At 54.9% G+C, this 11,480-nt stretch carries 11 protein-coding genes; 2 read left to right on the forward strand and 9 right to left on the reverse strand.

Translation table 11 applies throughout. The annotated features are described in order from the left end of the window. Positions 1-17: 17 nt before the first annotated feature. The 3 genes from gptM to QMN23_RS12480 form a co-directional block, all read right to left on the reverse strand. Positions 18-1,325, reverse strand: a complete 1,308-nt coding sequence (gptM, locus tag QMN23_RS12470; RefSeq protein WP_281999652.1) for a geopeptide radical SAM maturase — start codon at positions 1,323-1,325, stop codon at positions 18-20. 65 nt (positions 1,326-1,390) lie between these two features. Then, positions 1,391-1,525: a hypothetical protein gene (locus tag QMN23_RS12475; protein ID WP_281999653.1), complete on the reverse strand. Its 135-nt coding sequence runs from the start codon at positions 1,523-1,525 to the stop codon at positions 1,391-1,393. Positions 1,526-1,631: 106 nt separating this feature from the next. After that, on the reverse strand, positions 1,632-3,530 hold the full coding sequence (locus tag QMN23_RS12480; protein WP_281999654.1) for a TonB-dependent receptor plug domain-containing protein: 1,899 nt from the start codon (positions 3,528-3,530) through the stop codon (positions 1,632-1,634). 520 nt (positions 3,531-4,050) lie between these two features. On the opposite strand from QMN23_RS12480, the gene QMN23_RS12485 reads away from it, so the two are divergent. Both QMN23_RS12485 and QMN23_RS12490 read left to right on the forward strand, forming a co-directional pair. Further along, on the forward strand, positions 4,051-4,950 hold the full coding sequence (locus tag QMN23_RS12485) for an ABC transporter substrate-binding protein (RefSeq protein ID WP_281999655.1): 900 nt from the start codon (positions 4,051-4,053) through the stop codon (positions 4,948-4,950). Between the two features lie 167 nt (positions 4,951-5,117). Continuing rightward, positions 5,118-6,926: an ATP-binding protein gene (locus QMN23_RS12490; protein ID WP_281999656.1), complete on the forward strand. Its 1,809-nt coding sequence runs from the start codon at positions 5,118-5,120 to the stop codon at positions 6,924-6,926. 64 nt (positions 6,927-6,990) lie between these two features. Here QMN23_RS12490 and QMN23_RS12495 read toward each other — a convergent pair whose 3' ends face one another. The 6 genes from QMN23_RS12495 to QMN23_RS12520 all read right to left on the reverse strand — a co-directional run bounded on the left by QMN23_RS12495 (position 6,991) and on the right by QMN23_RS12520 (position 11,465). Next, positions 6,991-7,689, reverse strand: a complete 699-nt coding sequence (locus QMN23_RS12495) for a carbonic anhydrase (RefSeq protein ID WP_281999657.1) — start codon at positions 7,687-7,689, stop codon at positions 6,991-6,993. 89 nt (positions 7,690-7,778) lie between these two features. After that, positions 7,779-8,066: a mercury methylation ferredoxin HgcB gene (hgcB, locus tag QMN23_RS12500; protein WP_281999658.1), complete on the reverse strand. Its 288-nt coding sequence runs from the start codon at positions 8,064-8,066 to the stop codon at positions 7,779-7,781. Beyond that, the gene (gene hgcA / locus QMN23_RS12505) at positions 8,063-9,208 is read right to left on the reverse strand and encodes a mercury methylation corrinoid protein HgcA (protein WP_281999659.1); all 1,146 of its coding nucleotides are present in this window, start codon (positions 9,206-9,208) and stop codon (positions 8,063-8,065) included. Before hgcA ends, hgcB begins: the two co-directional genes overlap by 4 nt. Before the next feature lie 30 nt (positions 9,209-9,238). Further along, positions 9,239-10,114: an ATP-binding protein gene (locus tag QMN23_RS12510; RefSeq protein WP_281999660.1), complete on the reverse strand. Its 876-nt coding sequence runs from the start codon at positions 10,112-10,114 to the stop codon at positions 9,239-9,241. Between the two features lie 19 nt (positions 10,115-10,133). Next, the gene (locus tag QMN23_RS12515; RefSeq protein WP_281999661.1) at positions 10,134-10,922 is read right to left on the reverse strand and encodes a M48 family metallopeptidase; all 789 of its coding nucleotides are present in this window, start codon (positions 10,920-10,922) and stop codon (positions 10,134-10,136) included. Positions 10,923-10,940: 18 nt separating this feature from the next. Next, positions 10,941-11,465: a hypothetical protein gene (locus tag QMN23_RS12520; RefSeq protein WP_281999662.1), complete on the reverse strand. Its 525-nt coding sequence runs from the start codon at positions 11,463-11,465 to the stop codon at positions 10,941-10,943. Between the last annotated feature and the right edge of the window lie 15 nt (positions 11,466-11,480).

Here is an 11,480-nt window from a genome sequence, read left to right on the forward strand (position 1 = left end):
GGAAAGGCTGCCGGTCGTTAGCGCCCCTTGTCCGTTTTAGGTCGGTGCCGGATATCCTGCTGAAGCAGCTCCCCCAAAGCAGCATCATAATACTCTTTTTTGCAATCAACGCCGGTGATGGACCCCGTTTTCAGCAACCTGAACAGCCGGCAGCCACCAAAGCAGATCGGCAAATAGGCGCATTCCAGACACTCGTCATTCTTCCAGGAATCCAGGCAATGTGATTCCCTGCACTCCTGCACGCCCGACCAGAGATCACCGACGGCAAATCCATCCATACCGACGAAAGCAGGACATTTGTAAAAACTCCCGTCATAGTTGATTACCAATTCCTCGGACGACCCGATCATACAGGCGTGCGGCTCCATTTTCGGGGTGGCAAACCCACGCTTGAGAATCTCTTCCCGCAAAAAGAGGCTGGCTTCGACAAGCCATGGCTCGGACAGAGAAATACACCCCTGATTAAAATCAGGAGGTAAACGGTCATCGACAACCTTGTTCACCGGGTCGAATTTCACCAGCGAAATCCGGTCCGGGGTAAGCCCTTCTTCGATGAGATTATCGAGCAGGCGGGGAAACTCCCGATACGTTTCCTGCGTATAGTTGCCGCCGATCTGGACCGGGATGAGATCGCAGACGTCTTTAAGGTTGCCGAGAATAAGGTCGAAACTCCCTTTACCGGAGCGGAAGGGACGAAAGCGGTCATGGACTTCGCGGGGGCCATCGATAGTTACTTTGGCACCGCTCAAACCGAGCGGACGGAGCAATTCCACAGTCTCCCGGCTGAGCAGCGTGCCATTGGTAATCAAGGTAAAACCGAAACGCCGCTGCACGGCTGCAGCAGCGGAGCCTAGACGTGTCGAGATGGATTCGATCAGCCTTGTCCCGAGAAGCGGCTCGCCACCATGAAAATGGATGTTTAAATCCATGCCACGCGCGAGGTGCTTCTGTTCGAGAAAAGTCACCAGCCGATCGGCGGTTTCGGCCGCCATGTACCGTTTGCCCTTCAGGGACCCTTCATAACAATAGGTGCAGGCCAGATTACAGTCGAGATTGAGGATCACCACCGCGCTGAAGGTCTGGCGATGCCGGTCGGCCTCCTCCAGCACGGTCAGCATTTCCGCCTTTTCTTCGGCAGGATCGGCAGTCAGAAAGCCAAGCTTGCGGAGCGTTTCGCGATCAGCCTCAGCAAGAGACCCGTCCTCAATTGCCTGGAGCACCGCTTCCTTCACGAGAATCGAAGCGCCGCGCCGCGTGGCATACAACAGCAAATATCCCGGCTTGTCCGGATAAGGATAAATTTTGACGTAAGGAGACAGTTTCATGACGATAGATAAAAAAAGGGGAGAAACTTCTCCCCTTCACGACTGGTTTTCCCAGTTGCCCAAAACTACCAGGTCGGAAGCAAAAAGCTGACAGCACCCATACAGCAATAAGCAGGATAATGGGGTTTTTCGTTATCAGCATCAAGAATCACAATAACTTCATCCCCACTCACCGCCATTTGACTTTCTTGATTCATCATGCACCTCCATCCTGTATTAATAAACCGCTTACACAAAGATATTGAAATCATTCGGCAACGTCAACAACAAAGACGGTATGGCTCACAACAAGATCGAAAATCAACTTCAAAATGCAACTCGCAGCCCCCCTTCGAACCAGCGACGGGCATTCTGAAAATTTTTATCAAGATACTGGGAGCCATTGAACAGGTTATGGGCAGTAAAAAAGAAATCTGCCGCAACGCTACTATTTTCAAAGATTTTTTTTGCACAGGTCAGATCCCAGATAATGGTCGAATAATCACCGCCTGAGTCTTGGGCTGCGTTCCACCAGATGTAATGACCGCGTAACGTTCCTTTCAACGTTTTGCGATCGTCATAGTCTACCCCAAAATCGATCGTGTACCTGGCAATCCCTTGCAGGATTTCATCGGTACCTCGATCCCGGGCATCGACAAACGAAAAGCCACCGAGAACCGAAGTATTAAACACGGGTACCGATTTAATTTCCGCTTCGACACCCTGGAAACGCTGTTTGTCCTTATTGACAGCAACAAAATTACCATTCGGCAAGCTTTCAGTGTTCAACCCATTTGACACATCATGCCGAAACACGGTCGATTTAAGCCAAAAGGCATTGAGCGCCGTTGTTTCAAAACCAACTGCATATGACCAAACCTTTTCCACCCCCAACCCGGGGTTGGGAACAAGAAATGAACCACCGGCATAAGTGGCAGAAAGAGGTGGAATACTAAAACCACGGGCAACATAAGCCCGAAGGATGGTTTTATCATAAAGGGTATAAGTGGCACCAATGCTGGGGCTGATGAAATCCCCATTGGTACTGGTCCAGTCGTAGCGCAGGCCAGGAGTCAGTGAAAAATTGCCAACGACAATGGTATCGTTGGCAAACACAGCCCATTTTTCCAACCGCTGCCTGCCTCCGGAGATACTGTCAGCCTTAAGGACCCCGTTGTCGTAATCAGCGCCAATCACAAGCTGATGGATACCATCGCGCACCGTCATCTTGGCGCTGCCACCGACAGATCCATCTTTAAAAGAATCAGACTGTTCAACGCCACTCTTTAAAGCCAGTTGCGCCTGATCGAAACGCCGCTCTGCACCGCGAATCGACATATCGAGATCAACTTTGTCAGATAATGCATTATTCAATGAGAACGTGTAAAAAAGATTTCTAGTCTCATCGCGCAACAAGGCGTCGTAGGTGGGGACGACTCCCTCATCACGACTCCCCTTGCCGTAACCGAGGGTAAAGAGCAATCGTAGTTCATCGGTCGGCTCAAAACTCAACTTAGTGTAGAAATCGCCCCGGTCCACTGCCATGCCCGACCGCAGGCCATCGGAGGTCAACCCGCCGGCGTAAAGATAGTACCCCAAGCCGCCTACCGTACCGGAAAGGTCCGTGCGAAAATCGCCAGTGGTCCGTTCACCGATGGAGGCCGAAGCGGTTCCACCGAACCGGCGATTCTCGTCGGGAGACTTGGTGATAATGTTGATCACCCCTCCAAGCGACGACCCCCAGGTGGACGAGGCTGGCCCCTTGATGATCTCGATCCGCTCGATCTGCTGCACTGGAATCCCGCCGAGATCGGCCACACTCGAACTGAGATAGTTTTGGGCAACTCCGTCGATCAGCACCAGGGCATGGCGGGGGCTCGACCCCTGGATCGAGACATTGTCGACACTGGCAAAGCCGCCGCGCACATCCACCTGGATTCCTGGGACGAAGCGGAGCACGTCAGCCAGGGTGTGAGCGTTGATCGCCTGGATTTCCTTGGCGGTGATTACGGTAATGTTTTCCGCTACCTGCGAGATCGGCTTGGGATCGCGGGAAGGAGTAACCACGAGATCCTTGTCTTCATAGAACATTTCGAGGATTTTCAAATCATCTTCCGATTGCGCCTGCGCCAGACTGATCCATGGCCCCATTCCGGCAACGAGTCCCCCGAGGACGATCCCGATGCCTATCAGCCATCTTCGCGTAACACTTCCCGGAAAAATCACTAAGCCACCCCTTGCAGAAGAAAATTTCCCCGTTCAGTCTCCTACATCGCCCTTAAGCAAACAAGCTTGCCGCACTTTCATGCAAAATCAGTTCCAATATCCCCAGACATATCAAAGCGTTACGCCACTCAACCGCCCCAGCTAGAGGTATATCAATTAACCCGCAGACATTGCTAGATTTTTTTAACGTACTATGATAAAGAGAAAAGCGGTTTGCACCTTGGAAGACACCGGGATTTACAAAATTCTGACAATTGCTGACACTCAATATGGCAATATCGCTATTGTTTTCTCAGCTCTTCGACCAATATCGGTAAGTTTTGCCCAAGAGTAGCACGGATATCGACCGGCATCACCAGGGAAAGTCAGCGGAACGAATTTTTGGGAGTTTATCGACATCCACCTGTTCCCGGTTCTTTCACGCCACGCGGTTCTCCTGTTTGCTTCATCAAACGGTTCCCCCAACGCCTTTGATCACAAGCTAACAGAATCACTACGGTTTGTCTATACTGGTCTGTAAATGCACCGATTGTTTCTCGCCATAATCCTGCTGATTATGCCATTCGCCTCCCCTGCGAACGCCGTACAACGGGTTCTCGTTCTCCAGGGAGTCAGGGTAACGCCTTATGATGAGGCATATCGGGGCATCAGGAGTTCTCTGAACGGCGTCAGCCTGAAAAAGCTGGTACTTTCCGACCTCGAAGGGATCGATGTTGCCAAGATGGTCCGGGACGAAAGACCAGACGTCATTCTGGCGATCGGCACGGAAGCGCTGGTCAAGCTAAGGCGGATCAAAGATACTCCCATTGTCTACCTGATGGTTCTGGACCAGCATAACGGCCTGACAAGCGGCAATAACATGACGGGAATCGGCATGGTTATTCCTCCCGAGCGTCAGCTGGCAGCGCTGGAAAGTACCGTTCCCAGAATCAAGCGAATCGGCCTTCTCTACAATCCCGCCCATACCGGCGCCATTGCCAGAAGAGCGGTAGCGGCAGCCCGGGGGCTCGGCATCGAACTCCTTATCCATGAAGTCCGGAATTCCCGCGAAGTTCTCCCTCTCCTGAAAAGTATGAAAGGTGAAATCGACGCCTTCTGGATGCTCCCGGACATTACGGTCGTTACCCCCGAGACCGTCGAATTTCTCTTGCTCTTTTCTCTCAACAACAGAATTCCCGTACTGACATTTTCCGATAAATACGCCGAAATGGGTGCCCTGATGGCACTGGACATCGACCCGATCGATTTGGGCAGACAGGCTGCCGAAATCGCAAAAAAGGTACTTGCCGGTACTCCCGTTGATACTATCCCCCACTCCGAACCGCGCAGTGCCGTGCTGACGGTCAATCTGAAGATCGCCCGCAAACTGGGTATTCCCCTTCGCGAGGAAGCCCTGAGCCGCGCCAAGCTCATCCGATAGGGACAGGAATGACCATCGTATCCACCTTAAAAACCCAACGAAACAGCTTCGGCCTCAGGTTCTTCCTGTTTTTTACAGTTTTCATCGTTATCATTTCTATCTCCTTTACGGCTCTGTTCTTTCAGCAGCAGCGAAAAGCCCTGAAAGAAAACATTGCCGGAGAGGGAATGCTCCTCACGAAACTGCTGGCGCACAATGTCCGACTCGGAGTATTTGCCGAAGACGAGGAACTGCTAAAGGATGCCGTGGAAGGCATTCTCCAACACGAAGGCGTTCTTTTTGTCTCCGTATTCACCACCGAAGGGAAGCCCCTGCGCGAACAAACCAACCTCGACTTCAAGAACGATCGGCAATACCACTTCCCGACATGGCAAAGCCGCCTGCCAGAGATTAAAAAGTCGACAGCCCCGCGGGTATTCGAAGGACGGAATATTTTCGAATTCTGGGCTCCGGTTTTTTCTAGCATCTCCTATCCGTCCGCCGAATCACTGTTTTTCATCCGCAACCAGCCGGAAACCCAGAAAATCATCGGTTATGTGCGGATCATCGTCGACAAGGAACCGCTCAACAAAAAACTCGATTCGCTGCTCATGATCAGCGTCGGCATGGCCCTAGCTTTTCTGCTCCTCAGCACGTTCATCTCCTATTTCATTGTCCGGCGGATCACCCGACCGCTCAACCGGCTTACCGAAGGGATTCAGTCACTTGAATCCGGGAACTCTTTTGAGCCGGTAACCGTTGAAACCCACGATGAGATTGGCCGGCTTGCCCAGGCATTCAATCATATGGCGGAAACGATCAAAAAGCGTGAAGCGGAAAAGGAGCACCTTGCCGAAGAGCTTCGCCATGCCCAGAAAATGGAGGCTATCGGCACGCTGGCCGGTGGAGTTGCCCACGACTTCAACAATATCCTCACCGCCATCGTCGGTTTCGGGACGCTTCTGCAACGCAGTTTGAAGCAGGATAATCCCTATCAGGTGTACGTCGACCAGATACTCAATGCTGCCGATCGGGCGACCAATCTGGTGAAACGCCTCCTGGCCTTCGGCAGGAAGCAGGTCATCAATCCCCGGCCAACCGATCTGAACGAGATCATCAAAAGCATTGAAAAACTGCTGGCCCGGCTGATCAGCGAAGATATCGACTTCGAAATCAATCTGCACGACGCGCCACTCATCTGCCATGTCGACTCCGGGCAGATCGACCAAATTCTCATGAATCTGGTCACCAACGCCCGCGATGCGATGCCCGACGGCGGAACGCTAAGTATCAGAACGGGCCGTATCGTCCTCGACGAAAGTTATTTTGGTCAGGTGGAACGGAGCAAGCCGGGAAACTATGCAACCATCACTGTTGCAGATACCGGCATGGGGATGGACGAGGAGACGAAAGAGCGGGTATTCGATCCATTCTTCACCACCAAGGAAGTCGGCAAGGGGACCGGACTCGGCCTATCGATGGTCTACGGAATCATCAAGCAGCACGACGGGTTTGTCACCGTCGATTCCAAACACGGTACAGGGACCATATTCACCATCTGCCTCCCGCTCGTCGCCGGCGAAACAAGTAATGATCAACAGGACATCAAGGTTGTGGGACGGGGCAACCGGGAAACCATCTTGCTTGCCGAGGACGACAAAGCGGTCAGGAAACTGACCAAGCACGTGTTGGAACGCAACGGGTACACCGTCATCGAATCCGTCGACGGCGCCGACGCCGTCAGCCTGTTTCAACAGAACTCCTCGGTCATCGACTTGGTGCTCCTCGATGTGGTAATGCCGAAAAAGAATGGTCAACTGGCTTGTGAAGAAATGAAGAAGCTCCGCCCAGCGGTCAAGGCTTTATTCATCAGCGGTTATACCCAGGACATCATCAGCAAGAAGGGTGTATTGAAAGAAGGGATAAAATTCATTTCCAAACCAATCAAGCCGGATGAATTACTGGCCAAGGTTCAGGAAACTCTCCGCGAAAAATGACCCTATAGTATGAAAAAAGCCCGCCAAAGCGGGCTTTTTTGGGTAACTGCACTGAAGCGCTTTGCTACTTGTCATCAAGCAGCGTCACTTTCCCATCGTCCAGATCGTACTTGGCAGTGACGATCTTCAATTTCCCCTCCGCCGCCAGTTGTTTCAACACCGACGACCGTTTGGTGATGTTCTTTGCCACCAGCTTCGCATTGATGTCCACCGCGGCTTCAATGAGTTCCGCTTTCGATTTCCCCTTATTTTCCTTTTTCGCCAGTCTTACTGCCGGTGCAATCGCCTTGACGATCTTGCCGATGTTCCCCTCGGGCTTCCCTTTGGCATCGACTGTGGCCGTAACCGCACCGCAACGCTCATGGCCGAGGACCATCACCAACGGCGTACCAATATGCTCCGCTGCATATTCGATGCTGCCGAGGACGATCGGGTCAGGGACATTACCGGCAACCCGGATTACAAAAATTTCACCGAGCGTCTGGTCGAAGATAACCTCCGGCGGCACCCGCGAATCGGAGCAGGAGAGGATGATTGCGTAAGGCTTCTGGCCGTTGGCCAGACCGGCCCTTGTTGCGGCATTGCTCTCCCGGCAGTTCACCATCTGTCCGTCAAGGTATCGCTTGTTGCCATCAAGCAGCTTCTGCAGTGCCTCCTCGGCCGTAACGCCTACGCCCCCCCCGGAAGCGAAGGCGACCGCCGCAGAAACGGCAACCGCCGCCCCGATTACCAGTTTTGCGATTCTTTTCCCCAGATTGTTCATGCTCAAGACCTCCCATTTTTATTTGGGAGTTCTAATTAGCATTTTTACATATTCATGTCAACCGGTCAGGATCATAAAATCTCGTCAACTTAGCAGCCGCCCCCCATGGGGCGCTTGCCGCGCAACGATGAAAACCACTCATTAATCATGCCGGAAGCACAACCAACGCCGGCATCCACCGTGAGGACAGCAACAGGGCAATTGACAGCGCAGGCGCCACACTCCATACATTTATCGATGAGTTGGATCGCCGCCTTGCCTTCCGTCAGGATGAATACCTGATGAGGACAAACCGTCAGACAGGTGCCGCAACCGATGCAGATATCCTTGTCCAGCCGCAGGGTCGACACGTTGGCCAGATAATCGAAACCGTTCATGGCCGCCCCCCCGAATTGGCCAGCAATGAGGCCGCCCAACAGCCGATGCCGATGACCAGGGCGACCGCCATTGCCGGCATCGAGCGGCGCATTTCCTTTTTGACGCCCGAACGTGAGGTAAAAGGGGTGCTGCCGGTAAAATTGAGGGCAAGAAAGGCGGTGATGGCCGGAACGATCAGAAAGAGCGCCACGAGATCGAGCCGGGTCAATCCGCCGCGGCTTAGCCAGGAGCACCCCCCCGCCCACAACAGCCCTGCCACCGCGCCTTTGCCGGCAAAGCTCCGTCCGGGGAGCAGCGGCAATGCCAACGGTACCACGACCGTCCCGCACAGCACGGTCCCGGCGGCAACGGCAGCGAACGGCAGCAGCGCCGCCGGAGCAAAAGTCCCTTTCGCCAGCCCGGAGACAGCAACCAGCAGCAGGGTCAACGGCACGGCCCACCGGCTGGCGGCCACCAGTTCAATCGGCGTCAGTACCAGTCGCTCATACCAGGAAAAGGAGAGTTCACGCATCACCGGCGTAGCTTCCATCCCCCGATCGAGAAAAAGCGGCAAATCGGCAGCCCGCGCAGTAGCATAACGGACCTGAAAGCCGCTGAAGCGCTTGACCAGATGGGCAGCCACCCCGGGAGCTCCGAGCAGCGGCAACAACAGCAGGCGGTGATTCACCACCTCGTGGAGCCGGGCAGCCTGAACCCGCCTGATGACCTCTTCGGTACCGAACGACCCTTTCCCGGCCGCACACCAGACATTGATGCCAAAGGTTTCGAGTACCAGCAGCCAGACGCTTCTGCCGGCAAGCGCCCGGCGAACCAGATCGTAGCTCATCTTGTAGTTGGCCGTTACCACGACGGGGGAATCGGCATCGGGAGCGCCGATGGCGTAAAGTCCGGGAGGTACGAGGTACGAGAATCGGCCGATCCCCCACCGCGCTTTCCATGCCCCGACACGATCGGCAATCGACAGCCGGGAAGAGATTACCGGGACCTTGCCGGTCGGCGTATCGAGCCAGCCAAGAAAACCGGGGACATGTTCGTCGATGGTCCCGCTGACCGCGGGAGTTTTTGGGCCTCAGCAGGGTTCTTTGGTGGCACCACGCTCCACTGGCGAGTTACCACCCTGTTTTTCCTGACAATTTTCCATAATCAGCGTCCTTATTCGTTCCACATTCTCTTAGGGCGACGCCGCCAGGCCGATCCGGCCGGCAAGATCATCGACGAACTGCCGGGCCGCCCTGCCGGATCGGTTGCCTTTGAGCAATGCCCACTGCAACGCTTCCTTGCGCAGTTCCTCGGGGGCCACACTCAAGGCGAATTTTTCTACGTAGCGATCGACAATCGTCAGATAGGTTGCCTGATCGAAGGGATAAAAGCTCAGATTGAGACCGAAACGGTCGGCAAGGGAAAGTTTCTCGGAGACGGCTTCCTCGGGATGAATTTCTCCCCCCAGATTGTCGTTCATCGGCTCGGGCATCAGGTGGCGACGATTTGATGTCGCATAGAAGAGGATGTTTGCCGGACGCTCCTCGATCCCTCCTTCCAACAGCACCTTGAGTTCCCGGTACCCCCCCTCCCCCTCGGCAAAGGTAAGATCGTCACAGAAGAGGATAAAACGAAGTGGAATCGGCCGCAGCGCGGCGATGATGGCCGGTAGCGTCAGAAGGTCGCTGCGCAGAACTTCCACCAGCCGGAGCCCCCGCGCGGCAAAACGGCCCAGAACGCCTTTGACGCTGGTCGATTTCCCGGTTCCCCGCTCCCCCCAAAGCAACACGTTATTAGCCGGGTGACCGGCAACGAACTGGGCAGTGTTCCGGACCAGTTCGTCCCGGACATAATCGATGCCGACCAAGTCGGACAAATCGGGGAGATGGGGATGCTCTATCGGCAGGAACCGCCCTCCGTCCCCGGCCCGTCGCCAGCGAAATGCCAGATGACCATGGAAGAACTCTGCCGGAGGAGGCGGCGACGGCAGGTGGTCATCAAGCATCAGATCGACGCGGTCGAGCAGCAGAGCAAATCTGTCGGCAAGAGTTTGCCAGCGATCATTCATTGTCCAACTCCTTCTTCGGTTAAAGCCGGGATTTGATACGTCGGAATTCCAGGTTGTCAATTGCCGGATACTGGCGAGGCGGCAGTTTGGCGATCTCGGCGTCGACCCGCCGGATTCGTTCCGCGGTCAGAGGGTGCGAAGAAAAGAAACTGGCCAGCGCATTCGGATTCCGTTCGCCGATGGCTGCCAGCTTCTGAAAGAACGTTTCCATCCCCAGGGGATTATAGCCGGCCCGGCTCATGGTTTCGACCCCCAGGTAATCAGCCTGGTTCTCGAACTCCCGGCTGTAGGACATCATCCCGGCCTGCCCGAACAGTTGGGCAGCAAGCTGGGCAAGCAGGTTGGGGTTGTCACCGAGTACAAGGGAGAGAACCAACGAGTAACCGTACTGTTGGGTGAGTTGCCTGGTCCCGTGGCGGGCTACCGAATGGCTGATTTCATGGGCCATGACCGCGGCCAGCTCGGTTTCGCTATCCGCTGCCTTGAGCAACCCGGTGTTCACGTAGACGCGGCCGCCGGGGATGGCGAACGCATTGACACTGTCATCTTTCACAACCTTGAAGACATAGTCGAAATTGACTTCACGGGCGCCGCCGAGCAGCCGGCGACCAACCCGATCGACGTAGCGGGTGACTTCCGGGTCGTTGACCACCTGATGCTGTTTCTCGATCTCCACGGCAAAGTTGTTGCCCAGTTCCCGTTCCTGGTCGAGGGTGATCAGATTGAAGCCGTGAATATCGGTCATTGACACGGCACAGCCGGCCAAGAAAACGGTCAGCAGTGACACTAGCACAAAAGCGATCCGCATCCTCAGTCTCCTGCCAAATCAGATATCCTTGAGCGAGCAGTCGCGTTCCCAGGCCAGATAGCCATCCTGCTCGATCTCCCAGAAGGTGGCGATCCGCCGCTCGTAATAGGCCAGGTTCGCGCACTCGCCGGCAATTGCCGCCAGGAACGAGGGAGCGATCAGACCGCGGCTCGCCAGGAAACCGTAAAACGACGATACTCCCCGAAGATGGCCGGCCAGTTCCTCAAGGGAAGGCTCCAGGGTGTTGGCGATGTACCAGTTGCCGGCGAACTGCCGGACAATTCCCGACTGTTCGTCGAACAGGTTGCGGTGTTTGAAGCCGACCAGGAAATCGCGCACGAAGTAATCGGCGCCGTTGGCAAGGGCCGTAGCATCGCCGGGTGTCAACCCTTCGGCCAGCAGCGAGTCGTAATAACGACGCAACAGCTTCTGGCAGAGCCGGTCTGCCCGGATTTCATCGTCAACGGACGTGGCGTTGAACTCCTCTTTGTTGACGACCAGTTCATCCGGCCGGTCGCCAACAGTGGTCACTGACTGTGACATGGCTGCATTCACCTC

This window comes from Geotalea uraniireducens, assembly GCF_027943965.1.
In the GTDB taxonomy this organism is placed as follows: Bacteria; Desulfobacterota; Desulfuromonadia; order Geobacterales; family Geobacteraceae; genus Geobacter; species Geobacter uraniireducens.